This window comes from Kitasatospora kazusensis (genome assembly GCF_039529945.1).
Classification (GTDB): domain Bacteria; phylum Actinomycetota; class Actinomycetes; order Streptomycetales; family Streptomycetaceae; genus Kitasatospora; species Kitasatospora kazusensis.
Window position 1 is genome coordinate 157719 of sequence record NZ_BAAANT010000008.1, and the last position, 16589, is coordinate 174307.

Sequence of the window (16589 nt, forward strand, 5' to 3'; positions counted from 1 at the left end):
AGGAGAAGCGCATGGACGTACGAACCGAGAGCAACACCCAACTCACCGACGAGCAACAACGCGTCTACCGCGTTCGGCACACCCTTGAGCGCGACGGCGGAACCCCTGCCGGTCTTCTGTCGGGCCTGGCGTCCGTCGTCGCGGACGGTACATGGCAGCAGGTCCCCAAGGGTAAGAACACCGACGAGCCGTTCACCTCATTCAAGGAGTTCATCGAGGCCAAGCCGCCGTACGGTCTCGGATACCCGGCTGCCCATCTCCTTCAGATCCTTCAGATCCCCCATCCGCACGAGGGCAACCCGCGGATGCGCGCGGAGATGGACACCATGCGGGCTGAGGTCAGGCGGCTGCTCGCCGAAGACGGGGTCACCGGCTACACCGAAGAGCAGCGCGACCAAGAGATCAAGGCGTGGGCTGCCCTTGACCAGGCCGGCGGTTGGTGGCTCGGCTTCTTCGTCGCATGCCAGGTGGAGAAGGGCGCGGGGAACGGGGGTGACCGCAAGAGCGATCAGCGTTCCAAGCGAAACGCTGAAGATTCAACTAAAATCTCTGCCCGTGAGTTCGCCGCACGGGCGGGGACTTCACCGGCCCGAGTGCTTCGGTACTTCGAGGCGTGGCAGGCGGCCTACAAGGCCGAGGCGGTGACTAAGAGCGCCGACGAGTTGCACCCGGGCCACCCGGTGATCGACCTGCCCGACGCCGAGAACTGGGGCTTGTACTACAGCAGTCGGAGCCGGAGGGCGAACACGGACCGGGGCGAGCTGATCGCAGCTGCTGCGGAGGCCGAGGGGATCAAGCCGCGTGCGGCGCTCGACGTCGCGGCGAATCCCGCAGCTCTGCGAACGGCGATCCTCGCCGACCCGAAGACCGCACAGGAAGCGCGGGCAGCGCTGACCAGGCTGGCCGCCACGGAGCGGCAGGCGGACCAGGTCGAGTACGTGCGCAAGGTTGCCCAGGATGGCAACGCCAAGACACCCGGCGGCCAGGTCATCGAGTTGTCCGAGAAGACGAAGGCTGAGGCCGCCGGGCACTTGGCTGTCGCGGAGAATCCGGAGGCTGGCCCGGAAGCTGTCAGTGAGGCGTACGAGGCTGTGCAGGCACTGATCTCCGAGGTGGTCGAGGCCGACCCGGAGATCCAGACTCGGGAGCAGCGAACTCGGTTTCAGAGGGCCCTCAGTGTAACGGCGAAGAGCCTTGGGGCCATTGACCCGGACGACCTGATCGCGGTCGCGGACGATGACCTGAGGCAGCGTCTTGCGGACCTACAGAAGCAGGTGAACGAGTTGGCCGGCCTGATCTCCAGGTCGTAGGTCACGGGCGTAGAACCCCTGTTGGCGTGATCGGCGAGGCCCCCGGATCAGTCCGGGGGCCTCGCCGCGTTCACCACTTGATCGTGTGCGCCTTCCGGCTGGAAGCGCATTCGGTGGCTGCTGGTGAAGATTTTCAGAAGGCGCGATATTCGGGCGCCTCATCTGGCATTTTCCTTCAAATTCCGGCGCCGATCGGCGATAATTATTCGAAGCCAGGCGTTCTGCAACTGCCATGGTTCTTTTTGGTGTTGAGGGGATGCCGTGGTGGGTCATGCGCGCGTGCGCGAAAGTCGTGCTGCAATCGAATTTCGGCCTTTGCTTTCTGCGGTGCCCCGGGCACGGCGGCTGCCGACCGTGGTTTCCCCCGGTGCCGGGGAGTCGTTCAGCGCGTGGGTGGACCGAGCGGCGTTCGATCTGGGGATCGGCCCGGGGCAGTTGGTGCGGGCGCTCGGTCTGGAGTGCCGGGCGTCGTCTCCGTCCGCGCGGCCGATGTTCTTCGGGGTCGTGCTGTCGGGGGAGAGCGCGCGGGGGTTGCGGGAGGCGACGGGGTTGCCGGCGTCGATGTGGCGTCGGATGCATCTGGAGCGGTACGCCGCGACAGCGCTGGACTTCGCTGGCTTGGACACCGGGCGGGAGACGACGTTGCGGACGTGGAGCCGGCAGGGGTGGGCTCAGGTGTACGGGTCGCGGGCGTGTCCGCTGTGCCTGGCGGACGGACCGGTGTGGTGGCTGTGGTGGCGTCTGGAGACGGCGGCAGCGTGCCCGGTTCACGGGGTGCTGCTGGTGGACGTGTGTCCGGGGTGCGGTATCCGGCTGCGGCGCGGCTCGGCGGGGTCGCCACGGGGTCTGTTGGAGCGCGGCGGGGAGTTCGACCCGGCGCGCTGCGGAAACCGCGTAGGCGGCCGTAGCGGGGCTCTGGCGGTGCGCTGCGGGCAGGTGCTCGCCGAGATCCCCACTGTTGCCGTGCCGGGGGTGCTGGTGGACGCGCAGCGGCTCGTGTTGAGCGTGGCGAACGGCGGCCGGGCACCGCTGGTCGGCGAGCCGGTGACACCGGCCGTGTGGTTCGAGGGCCTGCGGTGGCTGGTGGCGTTGGTGCGGGCGGCCGGCGACCAGGTCGGGCCGCTGCCGGTAGGGATGCCTCCCGTTGCGGCGGCGGCGCTGATGGACGGTGCGCGGGAGCGGGCGCAGACACCGGTGGGCGTAGGTGCGCGGGTGCGGCACGGGCCGGTGAGCGCGGCGGAGGCGGCCGGGCTGCTCGCGGTGGTGGCGCCGGTGCTGACCGCGCCCGACTCGGATGCGGCCGGCCCGCTGCTGGCGGGGTGGTTGGAGGGAGCGGCCGGGGTGCGTCGGGCCCGGACGGGCAGCAACCCGCTGCGGGGGCTCGCCTGCCCGCCGGTGCTGGACGCGGTGGCGCGGCGGGTGGGTCCGCGTGCGTCGCGGGTGGCCGGTGCTCTTCCTGCTGTCGTGCCCGGTCCGGGTGGGGGTCCGGTGGTTCCGGGGTGGGCGGTTCCGCAGTTGATCGACCCGGTGGATTACCGGGAGCTGATCGCGGCGCATCTGCCAGGGACGGCCGAGCTGTCCGGGCGCAGGTTGGCGGGGTTGGCGCTCGCGCGGCTGGCCGGTGCCGGTTCGTGGCGCGGGGCGGCGGTACTGCTGGGCATGGATGCGGCGTGGGCGGCGCGGGTCTCTAACACGCTGGTGCAGCGCATCGGGGATGTTCCCGGGTTCTGGAGCGCGGTGGACGCGGTCGCGGTGAGGATGGCCGGCCGGGGGCTAGTCGACTTCGCGCGGCGCCGCGAGGTGCTTGCGGATCTTCGGGAGGTGCCGCACGACGTGCTGTACGAGGTGTGCCATCCGGCGGGGCGGCCGGTGACGTGGCAGCGGTGTCGGCACGCGGCTGCGTGGGTGTGGCAGCACTTCACGGGGGGTGATCCGCGTGAGGCGCCGGCGTACGGGGTTCCGTGGCCCGGGGTGACGGCGGAGTCGCAGCGCGAGGGCTGGCGGAAGTTCCGGGCCTCCCTGCTGCCGCTGATCGAACCCGAGCTGTCCGCGTGGGGCGTCGGGCTGCTCGGGTCGGGTGGTGGCCGGTGAGCGCGGGGCGTCGCGGTGTACTGCGGTCGGTGGGGCGCGGTGTGCGGGTGCGGTACTGGGATGCGGCGGGGATGGAGCGGCTGGTGTCGCTGGACCGTGCGGCCGGCGTCGTGTTCGAGGACTGCGAAGCGGCGCGGGTGATCCCGTCGTACGTGGGGCAACGGCACACGCCGGGGCTGTACTGGGCGGCTTCGGGGGATCGGCTCGTCGGCTACGAATCCCACCTTGAGCAGCAGCGGTTGACGCTGCTGGACTTCGACCCGGACGTGACCGTGTTCGCCACGCAGCCGCTGATCTTCGAAGGCGAGGACGCGGAAGGCCACTGGCTGCACGTGCCGGACGTGTTCGCGCGTCGCCGGGACGGTTCGGTGTTGCTGGTGGACGTGAAACCGCTGCGGTTCCAACCGGCGCCGGGGGTGGAGCGTCAGCGGGCCCGGACGGCGGCGGTGTGCGCCGAACTCGGGTGGGCTTACGAGATGGTCGGCGAACCCGACCCGGGGCTGTGGGCGACGGTGTCGTGGCTGGCCGGCTACCGGCGCCCGCTGAACGCCGGCGCCGCGCTGGTGGGGCCCCTGCTGGCGCTCGCCGGGCGCCCGGTTGCCATCGGGGACCTGGTGGCGTTCCAGACGGCTCCGGAACTTGCGCTGCCGGTGGTGTTCCACCTGATGTGGCACTGCCGGCTGCACTTCGACATGGCGCGCCCGCTGCGGGAGACGACCCGCGTGTGGGCGCCGGACGGTACGGGAGGGATCACGGGGTGAGGGTTCGTCGAAGGGTCACGGTCGGCGGTTGGGTGGGCTTCGAGGACGAGCGCCACCAGGTGGTGTCTCTGGCGGGTGACGTTGTCGGGCTGAGAGCGGAAGAGAGCGGCGCCAGGCAATCGGTGCTGCTGGCACTGCTGCTTGCCGACGAGACGTTCCAGGCGGGCGCTGAGTCGCCCGAGGACGACGACGGGCCGGTGCACGACGCGGACGCGGGGAAGGTCGACCCTGGCGGAGTGCTCGCGTCCTTGCCGGCCGCCGTCCGTGCGGCTGCCCTGGAAGTCGAAGCGCACATCCGCGAGTTGGAGACGGGATTCCGGTCGGGTGATCCGCTGCGGCCGTCTGCGGGTGAGCCCCGGGCGCAGTACGCGCCCGGAGTGGCGATGCGGGAACGGGGCGCGGCGAAGGCGGCCGAGCTGGGCCTGACGGCGCGGCAGGTGTGGAACCTGCGCACGCAGTACCGGGATCAGGGTCTGTGGGGCGTCGTGGACAAGAGGCGCGCGAAGGTGTCGAACCCGGTTGGGAACGTGGACCCCCGCGTGGTCCAGGCGATCCGGGACCAGGCGCAGGCCGAGCGCAACGACAGTTCGGCTACGGTCGGGGGTCGCTTCTACCGGCGGGTGCAGAACCGGCTGACGGCCGACCACGGGCCGGGAGTGGTGCCGGTGCCGAGCGCGAACGTGTTCCGGCGGGCGGTAACGGCGCTGCTCACCGACAGTCCCGCCGGGCCGGCGTACCGGCGGCAGACGGCCGGGAACCAGCCTGACCGCAGCTTCGGGAACGTGATTGCGACGCGGCCCGGCGAGGTCGTGATGATGGACACCACCCCGCTCGACGTCCTCGCCTACGACCCGGTCACCGACTCCACGATGCGCATCGAGCTGACGTGCGCTCTGGACGTGGCCACGCGGTCTCTGCTGGCGTGGCGGATCACCCCCGAGGGCACGAAGGGCATCGACATCGGCCTGTTGCTGGCCGACGTGATGACCCCCGAACCGATGCGCCCCGACTGGGCGGATGCGCTGCGGTACCGGATGCTTCAGGTCCCTTACGAGCGGCTGCTGAGCGTGGACGAGCGGCTTGCCGAAGCAGCGGCGCGGCCGGTGGTCTACCCCGAAACGATCGTGTTCGATCACGGGAAGCCGTACACGTCGGACGTGGTCCGGGACGCGTGCCTTCGGTGGCGGATCAGTCTCCAGGACGCCCGCAAGCTCAAGCCCACGGACAAGCCGCAGGTCGAGCGGTTGTTCCGCACGATCCGCGAGCAGTTCGCCGAGCATGTTGCCGGCTACAAGGGCTTCAACGTCGCACACCGGGGCCGCACCGTCGAAGCACAGGCCCGGTGGACGGTGGACGACATCACGGAGTTCTTCGCCGAGTACGTCGTGGCGGTGTACCAGCGTCGGCACCACCGGGGGCTGACTCTGCACGGCTTTCCGGACCTGCGGGTGTCCCCGAATGAGGCGTACCGGATGGCGCTCGGCGCGGCCGGGTTCGTGGACTGCCCGCGCGATGCGAACCTGTACTACGAGCTGCTGCCGATCGAGCGGCGCACTATCCAGCCGGCCGGGGTGCAACTCGGGTACCTGACGTACAACGCGGACATCCTGTACCGGTACCGGCGCGCGCAGAGCCCGTACCCGGGCGGCCTGTGGCCAATCCGCTACGACCCGCGCAACCTGCTCCACGCGTACTTCGTAGACCCGGCGGACGGCCGGTGGCACGTCCTGCGCTGGACACACGCTCTGAGCGACCATCAGCCGTTCACGGATATCACGATCCGCGAGGCGAAGCGGCTGGTCGAAGCGCGCGGCGCGGCCCCGGACGATCAGGAGGCCGTCGCCGCTGCGCTGCGCGACTTGCAGAACCGCACCGACGCCCCCGAGACATGGCAGCGCGACCGGCGCCGGTCCTTCCGCGACCGGGAGCGGGCGGCGTCGCAGGCCCGCGACGTTCGCCGGTCGACGCCGGCCGTCGACGACCGGCCGCCCCTCGCGCTGCTCCCGGAGCTGCCCGACGGCGACGACGGCCACGACGACGGAGGGTGGGGTGGCGTGGACTTGAGCACGATCGAGCCGGCTGAGCTGTGGACGCCGAGCACCGGAGAGGACAGCAGCCGATGATGGGGGCGGGGCATCCGGGCTTGGCGGAGCCTCGGACGAAAGAGGAATGGCGGGCGTATCTGAAGATGACCTCGCCCGAGCGTCCCGAGTTGCCGGGCTTGGACACCTACCGGTTGATGCCGGAGGACCAGCGCGAGGAGTTCAACGACGGCCGGGACGCGTTCCACAGCGCGCTCGCGCTGGTCCTTACCGAGCAGATGAAGCGGATTCACGCCGCGATTGACCGGCGTATGCGGGTCAACAGTCATCAGGCGCCGGGGGCGCGGCGCGGCATCGTGCTGGACGGTCCGCCGACGATCGGTAAGAGCACGCTGGTGAAGCTTCACGCGGCGGACTTTGAGCGCCGGTTCAGGAGCCGGTACCCCGAGCGGTTCGAAGGCGGTTACGAGGTTGATGGGAGGCTGATCGACACCACCCCCGTGGTCTACCTCAACATTCCTGCGCAGGCCACGCCGAAAGACCTGTCGGCGCTGCTTGCGACCTACCTCGGTGTGGAGCTCCGTCGCGCGGCGACGACGCGGGAGATCACGAACCGGGTGATCCAAGAACTCGCATGGGTGGGTGTGCAGTTGGTGATCATTGACGATGTTCATTTCCTGGACCTGTCGGCGAAGGAAGGGAAGGTAGCCAACGACCACTTGAAGTACCTTGCGAACCACGTCGCGGCGACGTTCGTCTTCACGGGCGCCGAGCTGAACACTTCGGGGTTGTTCCTGGAGGGGCACGGCAGCACGCGGGCGACGCAGACAGCGGGCCGCAACAGTCTGTACCACGTCACGGCCTTCGGGAACCGGACCGAGGACGATCGCCGGGAGTGGGCGCGCACAGTGGCCGCGCTCGAAGGGTCGCTGTGCCTGCTCCGGCACCGGCCCGGCTCGTTGGTGCGGCTCTCGGCGTACCTGTTCGACCGGACCGGCGGCAGCATCTGCGGACTGTCAGACCTGATACGTGAGTCGGCGATTGAAGCGGTGCTGTCCGGCGAGGAGGCGATCACGCGGCGGCTCATGGATCGGGTGGAGATCAGCGAAGCGGCCCAGCGTCAGTATCGGGAGACGGTCCGGCGCCGGGGTTCGACCGCTGGGAAGTTGGCTGGACCGGGTACGGCCGCAATGGTCGCTGGAAACTGAAAGATCGAGCGTGCTGTGTGGCCGCTGGTCGGCACGGTGAGACTTTCAACCGGCAGGTCAGCGGCGCCCTGGTTGAAGTCTCTCCTGCGGTCCGACAGCTGCGGGACGGTGCACGCGAATACCGCCGCCGACGTCCCGGCGCGGCTCGAAGCTCTCGGGTCGCTCGCCGGACTGGACCGGCTGTCGGTGCACAGCCAGCTGAGTGCGGCCCTGGACGTCATCGTTCACCTCGTCCGCGACCCCGGGACGGGTCTGCGCAGGGTGTCGGAGATTCACATGCTTGAGGGCGACGACCGGGGGCTCGCGGTGACCACCCCCGCCGTGACGTTCACCGCGCGCGGAGACTGCGAGCCCGGCCCCGGCTGGGACCGGCTGCGCTACCGCTGCGCCCTTCGCGGGGTTGCCATGCCGAGGAGTTCGCGATGACGGCGCGGCAAGCGGAGATGTTCTGGGCGCTGGTGCTCTGCGGGGCGGCCGCAGCAGCCTGGCGCTTGCTCCAAACGGCGGTGAAGGGGCTGCGATGACGAACATGCCGATGCTCTGGGCAGCAGCGACCGGGGGCGCTCTCGGCGGGCTCTGGCTCGGGCTCAGACGCCGTTCGCGGGTTGCGGATCGAGCACGGGAACTGCTCGGCAGGAAAGCCGAGGCGGGCGCGGGGCGGTCCCGTCGGCTGGGGCGGGTCCGGTCCGCCCGGCCGGCCTGGCTGGTGCCGGATCTGCTGCTCGTGCCGGTGGGGATCGCCCTCAGCCGGGCCGCGCGATCGCCGGTCCCGCTGGTCGGGGCGGCGGCCGGGGTGGTCCCGCTGCGGCGCTGGAGACAGCGTCGAGGCCTGGCGAACGAGGCCGGGCGCAGGGCGTCGGCGGTGATCGAACTCTGTGAGGGGCTGGCGGCCGAACTGCGCAGCGGGGCGACGCCGGAACTGGCGCTGCACACCGTGACGACCCGGACCGGCTCGCTCCGCAGCGGGCTGGGCCTCGAGGCCGTCGCCCGGCTGGCGGCCGGACGGTACGGGGGCGACATCCCTGCGGCACTTCGGCACCTGGCCGAGTTGCCCGGAGGGCGTGGGGCCGCCGCAGTCGCCGCCTGTTGGCACATCACGGCCGAGAGCGGCGGTGGGCTGGTAACCGGGCTGGACCAGCTCGCGGACGCACTGCGGGCGGAACGCGCCCTGGCCGAGGAGATCGCGGGCGAGTTGGCAGCACCGCGGACGACTGTCGTGGTGCTGGCCGCTCTCCCGGTCGTCGGGCTGCTGCTCGGTGCCGCGCTCGGGGCGGATCCCGTGCGGGTACTGCTGCACACACCTGTGGGGCTGGCCTGTCTGGCGGCCGGCGTGCTGCTGGAGGCTGCTGGGCTGGCCTGGACGGCTCGGATCATCCGGTCGGCCGAGGAACCGCCGAGCGGCGGCGGCACCACCGAGTGCGGTCTCTCCCGGACTCGGCCGACCGGAACGGGGGTGAACCGGTGAACCGGTTCCCGCTGCTACTGCTGCTCCTCCTCCCGGCGGTCTCGGCGGGGACGGCGGGGACGGCGGCCGCGCTGAGGGGAGCTCGCCGTCGGCGGACGACGCGTCGGCGGATCGAGCTGATCGAACTGGCCGAGCGGATCGAGTGCGGCGAAGGGAGGAGACGGTGCGGCGAAGGGCCGAAGGGGTGCGTCCGAGCGTCCGAGCGGATCGAGCGCTTCCTCTCCGGAGCTCCGGGTGGTCGACGTGGTCGACGTGGTCGGCCGGGTAATCGCGGGGGTGGCCGTGTGCTGGCGGGCCGCTGGGCCAGGGCCGAATGGACGGTCCCGGTTCTGGCCGGCATCGGGGTGGCAGTCCTGATCGGCGGCCTGGCGGGTCTGCCGGCCGGAGCCCTGCTGGGCGCCGCCACCCGGAGGTGGCTGCCTCGGGCCAGATCACCGGACACCCGCAAGGCCGCGCTTGAGCAGGAGCGGCTCAGTCGCCAGTTGCCGCTGGCGGCGGAACTCCTGGCCGCCTGCCTCGGGTCCTCCTCCTCCCCTGCGGCTGCCGCAGCTGCGGTGGCCAGGAGTGTCGGCTCGCCGATGAATGGGCGGCTGGCCGCGGTGGCGGCGGAGCTGGCCCTGGGGGCGCCTCCGGAACGCTGTTGGGAGCGGCTCGGCGCCGATGCCCCCGCACTCGCCCCGTTGGCCCGGTGCCTCGTCCGTACGAGCGTCAGCGGTGCCCCGCCCGCAGCACCGCTGACCGGGCTGGCCCACGCACAGCGGGCCACCGCGAGCCGGGTGGCCCACGCGCGGGTCCGGAGGGCGGGGGTGCTCGCCACCGCCCCGCTCGGGGTGTGCTTCCTGCCCGCCTTCGTTCTCGTCGGTGTCGTGCCGGTGGTGATGGGGTTGACGGCCATGTTCGCCTCGCGCGTGTGACCTCCCCCCGTTGCCGCTCGTCCTGCTGACTCCTCCGTACCTCACCTCTTGCCCTACCTCTTGCCGCACGTTGATTGCCGCACGTTGCTCACGTCGTTCCAGCGCGTGCATGTGCTCCAGCCGAGCCGGCCGACGGCTCGGTCCGATCCTGCTGAAGGAGACCGCTATGACCGTCAACACCGCTACGACCGCAACCACCGCAACGACCGCCGTTAGTGCAACGCCCAGCACCAGCGCCGCCGCCGCCACAGCCGCTGCTCCGGCCGCTGCCACCACCGTCTTCACGGCAGTCGGCGACCGCCGTCCCGTCCGCGCCCCCGGCGGGTGGGGGCCGAGCCGACTGCGCGTCAGGTTGGCCGATCTGCAGGGGAAACGGCGGGACGAGGGGATGGCGACGGCCGAGTACGCCATCGGGACGGTGGCCGCTTGTGCCTTCGCCGCGATCCTCTACAAGGTCGTGACGAGCGGTACGGTCTCGGGCGCGTTGGCCGAACTCCTGGACCGGGCCCTCCATGCGGTCTGAGCCGCGTAACCGTTGCGCGGACAGCGGGTTCGTGACGGCGGAGACGGCCGTGGCGCTGCCGGCGCTCGTGCTGCTCGCGGCGATGCTGATCTGGGGCGTGGTCGCGGCGGCTGCGCAGATCCGCTGTGTGGACGCGGCCCGGGTCGGAGCTCGGGCCGCCGCGCGCGGCGAAGCCGATGCGGTAGTACTGGCGCAGCAGGCTGCTCCGGCAGGCGCGGTGGTCCGGATCTCGCAGGACGGCGGCACCGTACGGGTGACGGTGGAGGCGCTCTGCCAGGGCCCTGGGCGGCTCGGCGCGGTCTTGTCCGTACGGCTGAGCGCTGCCGCGGTGGCGGAGCGCGAGGACGGCATCAGCGTGGTCGGGGGCGGGCCGTGACGGCCGCATCGAGGTGGTGCCGGACTGAGGGGGCAGCGCCGGACGAGGGTTCGGCGACGCTCTGGCTGGTCTCCTTGGCGATGCTCGGCTGTGTGGTCTTCGCGGCCAGCCTGGCGGTCGGATCGGTCGTGGTGGCCCGCCACCGGGCCGAGTCGGCCGCCGATCTCGCGGCGCTCGCCGCCGCCGACCACCTGCTGCTCGACCCGGACGGCGGATGCGGCCGGGCCGCCGAGATCGCTGCTGAGCACCGGGCCTCGCTCGTCTCGTGCACGGTCGACGTAGGGGCGGACTTCGTGGAGGTGGTGGTCGAAGTCCCGGTCAACGGTGTGCCCGTCCTGGTGGGCCCGGCCAGTGCGCGGGCGCGGGCCGGACCGGTGTGGGCCTGGGGCACGGACGAGCCGGTGTCCGACCCCGCGCCGGCCTCACTCGTCGCCGGCGACCCCTGGGCCGGCGACCCCTGGGCCGGTTCCCCCAGACCCGGTGACCCCCGGGCCGACGTCTCCCACGTCCGCGCCTCCCAGGTCCGCGCCCCCGGAGTTCTCAGCCCCGGAGCCCGCACCTCCCGTGCCCGAACCCCCGGAAACCGGGGCCTCCGCGGCCCTGCCCGGAGCGCCCGCCAGCAGAGCGTCCAGCAGCCGCACCGCTGCATCCTTGTCCAGAGGGTCGTTCCCGTTCCCGCACTTGGGCGACTGGACACAGGAGGGGCACCCGCGTCGGCACTCGCACGCCGCGATGGCACCCCGGGTGGCTGTCAGCCACTGCTCGGCGCGCTGGAAACCCCGCTCGGCGAAGCCGGCGCCGCCGGAGTGGCCGTCGTACACGAAGACCGTCGGCAACTGGGTGTCGGGATGCAGCGGCACCGACACCCCGCCGATGTCCCAGCGGTCGCAGGTGGCGAAGAGCGGCAGCAGCCCGATGGACGCGTGCTCCGCGGCGTGCGCGGCTCCGGGCAACTGGTCGAACGGGATCTGCGCGTCGAACAGCTGCTGTTCGGTGACCGACCACCAGACGGCCCGGGTACGCAGTGTGCGCGGTGGCAGGTCGAGTTTGGACTCGCCCATGATCTCGCCCGTGGAGATCCGCTTTCGGAGGTAGCCGACGACTTGGTTGGTCACCTCCACCGAGCCGAAGCTCAACCGGGCCTCGCCCCACGCCACGGTGGAGTCCGTGGCGAGCACCGAGATGGAGGTGAGGTCCCGCGCGGAGGTGCTGTAGGGAGGTTCCGCCCGTTCGACCACCGCGACCGAGGTCTCCAGGTCCAGGTCCTGGACGAGGTAGGTGCGGCCCTGGTGGAGGTGGACGGCCCCCGAGTGGACGGTGGTGTGGGCGGCGGCGGCGTCGACGGTGCCGAGCAGCCGTCCGGTCGATCCCTCGACGATCTGCACCGGGTTGCCGCCGCTGCCCCGCAGGTCCACCGCATCGGCGGCGCGCTCGCGGCGGGTCCAGTACCAGGAGCCGTCGGTGCGCCGCCGCAGCAGACCGCGCCGCTCAAGCACAGGGAGCAGTTGCGCGGTGGAAGGCCCGAAGAGAGTGAGGTCGCCTTCGGTGAGCGGGAGTTCGGCGGCTGCCGCGCACAGGTGCGGTGCCAGGACGTGCGGGTTGTCGGGGTCGAGCACGGTGGCCTCGACGGGGGTCGCGAACAGGGCCTCCGGGTGGTGGACCAGATAGGTGTCCAGCGGGTCGTCCCTGGCGATCAGGACGGCCAGCGCACCCTGTGCCTCCCGCCCGGCCCGGCCCGCCTGCTGCCACAGGGACGCCCGGGTGCCGGGGTAGCCGGCCATCAGGACGGCGTCCAGCCCGGACACGTCCACGCCGAGCTCCAGAGCGGAGGTGGAGGCCAGCCCGAGCAGCTTTCCCGAGTGCAGATCCCGCTCGATCGCCCGGCGTTCCTCGGCGAGGTAGCCGCCCCGGTACGCGGCGACCCGGGTGGAGAGCGGCGAGCCCAGCTGGTCCTGGGCCTGGAGCGCGACGAGTTCGGCAGCACGCCGCGAGCGGACGAAGACGACGGTCCGGGTGCCCCTCTCGACCAGCTCGGTGAGCAGGTAGCCGGCCTCCGCCGTTGCGGTCCGGCGTACCGGGGCGCCGTGTTCGCCGGTGTTCTCGGTGAGCGGCGGCTCCCACAGGGCGAAGACCAGCGGGCCGCGCGGCGAGGCGTCCTCGGTGACGGCCACGGCCGGCAGCCCCGTGAGCCGCCGGGCGGTGGTGGCCGGGTCGGCGGTGGTGGCGGAAGCCAGCAGGAAGGTGGGTGACGAGCCGTACCGGGCGCACAGCCGTCGCAGCCGTCGCAGCACCTGGGCGACGTGCGAGCCGAACACGCCGCGATAACTGTGGCACTCGTCGATGACGACGTACTTGAGCGCTTTGAGGAAGGAGGCCCAGCGCGGGTGGGCGGGCAGGATGCCCCGGTGCAGCATGTCCGGGTTGGTGAGCACGTAGGAGGCGTACTGGCGGACCCATTCGCGTTCCTCGGCCGGGGTGTCGCCGTCGTAGAGGGCGGCGCGGACCCTGCCGGGTGCGAGTTCGGCGGCGCGGCGGCGCTGGTCTGCGGCGAGGGCCTTGGTCGGCGCGAGGTAGAGCGCTGTGGCGCCACGCCCGTTGGGTGCCTCGGTGCCGTCCAGCAGATCGCTGAGGACAGGTGCCAGGTAGCCCAGTGACTTCCCCGAGGCGGTACCTGTGGCAATCACCATGGTTTGGCCGGATTTGGCCAATTCCATGGCTTCGGCCTGGTGCGCCCACGGCAGCTCGGCTCCCAGGGCCTGGGCGGCGGCGATGACCTCCGGTCGGACCCCGCCGGGCCAGGGGGCGTATCGGGCTTCGCGCGCCGGTAGATGCTCCGTATGAGTGAGCCGGTCGGAGCGCCCTCGGTCGGCTGAGAGCGCGGCGAGCAGGGCCTCGGAGGAGTGGTGGCGGGGCGGCATGGGGACCCAGTCTGTCACCGGAGTGGCGGGGAATCGCCCCAAGCCATCGTGCGGGCATGGTCGCAGGTGGTTGAATGAAGCCGTGACGGCCGCATGGCCGAGGGTCGCAACGTCGAGGCTCACCACGCAGCGGTGTGCCACGCGCGGCCTGCGACCCAGCGGTGACGGCCATCCGGCCGAAGATCGCAATGACGTAGCAAGGCAAGGTGCTGGAGGTTCCGTGGACCTGTCCCTGTCGACCCGCACTATCGGTGACCGTACGGTCGTCGAGGTTGGCGGCGAGATCGATGTGTACACCGCCCCCAAGCTGCGCGAGCAGCTGGTCGAGCTCGTCAATGACGGTAGCTACCACCTGGTAGTCGACATGGAGGGCGTGGACTTCCTCGACTCGACGGGTCTCGGCGTCCTGGTGGGCGGACTCAAGCGAGTCCGTGCGCACGAGGGTTCGCTCCGTCTGGTGTGCAACCAGGAGCGGATTCTGAAGATGTTCCGGATCACGGGCCTGACCAAGGTCTTCCCGATCCACACCTCGGTGGAGGACGCCGTCCAGGCGACCGACTGAGACCGCTCGACCCCCTGGCCGGGAGCGTCCGGTCCGGTCCGCGCCGTCCGATCGCGGCGGCGGAGACCGCTGGGGTGGGCCGGGGCCGGGCGACCGGCCCCGGGCCTCCGGGGCGCGCCGAAACGGTGAGCCCGGAACGGTGGGCCCCAATCGGTGAGCCCGAAACGGTGACAGGTCGGTTTCCAGTGCCCTTGTCGGCACGCCGATTTCAGGATTTTCAACACGTCGGCTTCGGCGCGACCGATTCGGGCCTCCCGGCCCGTCGGCCGGCAGGGGCTCGGCATCGCCCCAGCGTCTGCGCGAGCCTGCGAGGCGTGGGGGAGCTACCCCGGAGGGGGAGACATGGCAACCGTCGAACTTCGATTCAGTGCGCTTCCGGAGCATGTCCGGACGGCGCGGCTGGTGGCCGCTGCGGTGGCGCGGCGCGCCGGGGTCGATGAGTCGGTGCTCGACGAGGTGCGGCTGGCGGTCGGCGAGGCCTGCTCGCGCGCGGTGAGTCTGCATCAGCGGGTCGGGGTGGAGGGCGCGGTACGGGTTGCGCTGACCGATCAGGAGAAGCGTTTCCTCATCGAGGTCGAGGACGAGGCCGGTCCGATCGGTCTGCCCGTCGCCGGGCAGGCGGAGGGCGACGAGGCCGATGAGGACGCACTCGGCCTTGCGGTGATCACCGGGCTGGTCGAGGACCTGGAGGTCACCAGCGGCGCCGAAGGCGGGCTGATCCGGATGAGTTGGCCGGTCTCGACGGAGTCCGTGGCGGTCTGAATCAGGCCCGATGGCCTGTGGCCGGCAGCGGAACGGCTCATCGGCAGCTGGTTGACAAAATGTTGAATATGGCGGTTCCCTGCTCTCTGGCGCGATCGGTTCGGTGCGAGAGAGGGAGACCCCATGCGGATACGCATCCTGTGGCCGGCCGGGCAGACGACTGCCACGCTTCGGGCCACGCCCACCAGCGACGAGCTCTGGGCGGCACTGCCGATCGAGTCGTCGGCCGGCACCTGGGGCGAAGAGGTCTACTTCGAGACGCCGGTCAGCGTGGCGCGGGAGGACGACGCCCAGCAGGTCGTGGAGCCGGGCACGGTGGCGTTCTGGACCGACGGCGACAGCCTGGCGCTTCCGTACGGTCCGACGCCGATCTCGCGCGGGGAGGAATGCCGCCTGGCCAGCCCCTGCAACATCCTGGGCGTGCTGGACGGCGATGCCCAGGTCCTGCGTACGGTCCGCAGCGGCGACTCGATCAGGGTCGAACGGGCCTGATCCGGGGTCGGGAGGCCGGTGTGACGGGGCTCGGGTGCCGCGCGGCGGTGGCACCCGGGCTCGGCCGTGTAGGTTCGCAGGTCGATGGGCCGGATTCACGGGCCGGATCGGTGAGCGGTGCGGGTGTGCGGTGCGGGTGCGTGGGGTCGGTGCGGAAACCGACGAGCGGACCAGGTGGCCGGAACCAGGTCACCGGGACCGAAGACCGCGCCTGAGGACCGGACCGTACGACGGAACCGCAGGACGGAACCGTACGACGGAACCGCACGACCGAACCGCACGACCGAACCTGATGACCGAAACCGAAAGGGCTCGCCGGTGAAGAAGCGACTGCTGACCGTACCCGCGCTGGGCGCGCTGCTGGCATTCGGCGCCGTGGCGTGCAGCACCGACAACACCGCGCAGCTGAACACCTGGGCGAAGAACATCTGCGACGCGGCTCAGGATCCGATCGCCCAGTCCCGGACGGCCCTCGCCGACACCGGCACGGTCAAGCCGGGCGAGGCACCGGCCGACCTGCAGAGGCGGTTGGCGACCGACCTCGGGGCGCTGGCGAAGACCGATCAGCAGCTGGCCGACACCATAGACAAGGTCGGCGCGCCGAAGGTGGACCAGGGCGCGAAACTCCAGCAGGACGCGGTTACCGAGCTGAGGCAGACGGCTCAGGGGTACCAGGATGTCCAGAAGAAGCTGACCGGGCTGCCCAGTGGCGATCAGGCCAAGTTCGCGGACGGGCTGCGCAGCGTCGGTGACCAGGTCCAGCGACTGGCTCTGCAGTCGACGGACGCGCTGAACAAGCTCCAGAGCGGTGACCTCGCCACGGCGATGGCGAAGCAGCCGGGCTGCAAGGCCGGTGGCAGCGCCGGCACCGGTACGTCGGCGCCGGCCTCCGCCCCCGCTGCCGGCGCGAGTTCCGCAGGCACTCCCGGCACGCCCGGAACTCCCGGTACCCCCGCCGCCAGTGGCGCGGCTTCGGCCCCTGCGGCGCCGCCCCAGTCCCCGTCGCAGCCGCAGTCTCAGCCGGCGTCGTCCCCGGGGTCCTCCCAGCTCCAGACGCCCTCCTCGCCGTCGCCGTCCCAGAGCTAGGCCCACCGGAACGAAACCGCACCCGCACCCGCACCCGCACCCGGCCAGCCCGGCCAGCCCGGCCAGCCCGGCCAGCCCG

The 16589-nt window shown here is 71.5% G+C and carries 15 protein-coding genes and 1 pseudogene; 15 read left to right on the plus strand and 1 reads right to left on the minus strand.

Features of this window, described 5'->3' with window-relative positions:
* The first annotated feature begins 11 nt into the window (after positions 1–11).
* From ABD330_RS09770 to ABD330_RS32465, 11 genes and pseudogenes are all read left to right on the plus strand, one after another.
* Entirely contained in the window at positions 12–1310 is a 1299-nt protein-coding gene (locus tag ABD330_RS09770) for a hypothetical protein (RefSeq protein WP_344462992.1), read from the plus strand.
* Positions 1311–1571: 261 nt separating this feature from the next.
* Positions 1572–3401: a TniQ family protein gene (locus tag ABD330_RS09775; RefSeq protein WP_344462994.1), complete on the plus strand. Its 1830-nt coding sequence runs from the start codon at positions 1572–1574 to the stop codon at positions 3399–3401.
* Between the two features lie 71 nt (positions 3402–3472).
* A complete protein-coding gene (locus ABD330_RS09780) occupies positions 3473–4162 on the plus strand; it encodes a TnsA-like heteromeric transposase endonuclease subunit (RefSeq protein ID WP_344462996.1) in 690 nt (229 codons plus the stop codon).
* 32 nt (positions 4163–4194) lie between these two features.
* Positions 4195–6285 carry a Mu transposase C-terminal domain-containing protein gene (locus ABD330_RS09785; protein ID WP_344462998.1) on the plus strand — a complete coding sequence of 697 codons (2091 nt, stop codon included), beginning with the start codon at positions 4195–4197 and terminating at the stop codon, positions 6283–6285.
* Between the two features lie 65 nt (positions 6286–6350).
* On the plus strand, positions 6351–7412 hold the full coding sequence (locus ABD330_RS09790; protein WP_344463000.1) for a TniB family NTP-binding protein: 1062 nt from the start codon (positions 6351–6353) through the stop codon (positions 7410–7412).
* A gap of 72 nt (positions 7413–7484) precedes the next feature.
* On the plus strand, positions 7485–7838 hold the full coding sequence (locus ABD330_RS09795) for an ATPase, T2SS/T4P/T4SS family (protein WP_425555489.1): 354 nt from the start codon (positions 7485–7487) through the stop codon (positions 7836–7838).
* Between the two features lie 94 nt (positions 7839–7932).
* Positions 7933–8877 (plus strand): type II secretion system F family protein, encoded by a 945-nt coding sequence (locus ABD330_RS09800; protein ID WP_344463002.1) that lies wholly within the window; start codon positions 7933–7935, stop codon positions 8875–8877.
* A gap of 284 nt (positions 8878–9161) precedes the next feature.
* Positions 9162–9791 carry a type II secretion system F family protein gene (locus tag ABD330_RS09805; protein ID WP_344463004.1) on the plus strand — a complete coding sequence of 210 codons (630 nt, stop codon included), beginning with the start codon at positions 9162–9164 and terminating at the stop codon, positions 9789–9791.
* Positions 9792–9957: 166 nt separating this feature from the next.
* Positions 9958–10314: a DUF4244 domain-containing protein gene (locus ABD330_RS32460; RefSeq protein WP_425555490.1), complete on the plus strand. Its 357-nt coding sequence runs from the start codon at positions 9958–9960 to the stop codon at positions 10312–10314.
* Between the two features lie 31 nt (positions 10315–10345).
* On the plus strand, positions 10346–10690 hold the full coding sequence (locus ABD330_RS09815) for a TadE family type IV pilus minor pilin (RefSeq protein WP_344463006.1): 345 nt from the start codon (positions 10346–10348) through the stop codon (positions 10688–10690).
* A gap of 80 nt (positions 10691–10770) precedes the next feature.
* Positions 10771–11004: pseudogene (locus ABD330_RS32465) on the plus strand (Rv3654c family TadE-like protein); the annotation flags it as partial.
* Positions 11005–11112: 108 nt separating this feature from the next.
* Here ABD330_RS32465 and ABD330_RS09825 read toward each other — a convergent pair.
* Positions 11113–13608 carry a DEAD/DEAH box helicase gene (locus ABD330_RS09825; RefSeq protein WP_344463008.1) on the minus strand — a complete coding sequence of 832 codons (2496 nt, stop codon included), beginning with the start codon at positions 13606–13608 and terminating at the stop codon, positions 11113–11115.
* A gap of 220 nt (positions 13609–13828) precedes the next feature.
* On the opposite strand from ABD330_RS09825, the gene bldG reads away from it, so the two are divergent.
* From bldG to ABD330_RS09845, 4 genes are all read left to right on the plus strand, one after another.
* Positions 13829–14170 (plus strand): anti-sigma factor antagonist BldG, encoded by a 342-nt coding sequence (gene bldG, locus ABD330_RS09830; protein WP_344463010.1) that lies wholly within the window; start codon positions 13829–13831, stop codon positions 14168–14170.
* A gap of 342 nt (positions 14171–14512) precedes the next feature.
* Complete coding sequence (locus tag ABD330_RS09835; protein WP_344463012.1) at positions 14513–14932, plus strand: ATP-binding protein; 420 nt, start codon at positions 14513–14515, stop codon at positions 14930–14932.
* Between the two features lie 123 nt (positions 14933–15055).
* On the plus strand, positions 15056–15424 hold the full coding sequence (locus ABD330_RS09840; protein ID WP_344463014.1) for a cyclophilin-like fold protein: 369 nt from the start codon (positions 15056–15058) through the stop codon (positions 15422–15424).
* Between the two features lie 318 nt (positions 15425–15742).
* Positions 15743–16510, plus strand: coding sequence for a small secreted protein (locus tag ABD330_RS09845; protein ID WP_344463016.1), 768 nt, complete (start codon positions 15743–15745; stop codon positions 16508–16510).
* Positions 16511–16589 lie beyond the last annotated feature (79 nt).

What these genes read in the sequence shown, in the direction of transcription:
- ABD330_RS09770 (WP_344462992.1), top strand. Translation starts at nt 12, where the DNA reads ATGGACGTACGAACCGAGAGCAACACCCAACTCACCGACGAGCAACAA.
- ABD330_RS09780 (WP_344462996.1), top strand. Translation starts at nt 3,473, where the DNA reads ATGGAGCGGCTGGTGTCGCTGGACCGTGCGGCCGGCGTCGTGTTCGAG.
- ABD330_RS09790 (WP_344463000.1), top strand. Translation starts at nt 6,351, where the DNA reads ATGACCTCGCCCGAGCGTCCCGAGTTGCCGGGCTTGGACACCTACCGG.
- ABD330_RS09800 (WP_344463002.1), top strand. Translation starts at nt 7,933, where the DNA reads ATGACGAACATGCCGATGCTCTGGGCAGCAGCGACCGGGGGCGCTCTC.
- ABD330_RS32460 (WP_425555490.1), top strand. Translation starts at nt 9,958, where the DNA reads ATGACCGTCAACACCGCTACGACCGCAACCACCGCAACGACCGCCGTT.
- ABD330_RS09825 (WP_344463008.1), bottom strand. Translation starts at nt 13,608, where the DNA reads ATGCCGCCCCGCCACCACTCCTCCGAGGCCCTGCTCGCCGCGCTCTCA.
- ABD330_RS09835 (WP_344463012.1), top strand. Translation starts at nt 14,513, where the DNA reads ATGGCAACCGTCGAACTTCGATTCAGTGCGCTTCCGGAGCATGTCCGG.
- ABD330_RS09840 (WP_344463014.1), top strand. Translation starts at nt 15,056, where the DNA reads ATGCGGATACGCATCCTGTGGCCGGCCGGGCAGACGACTGCCACGCTT.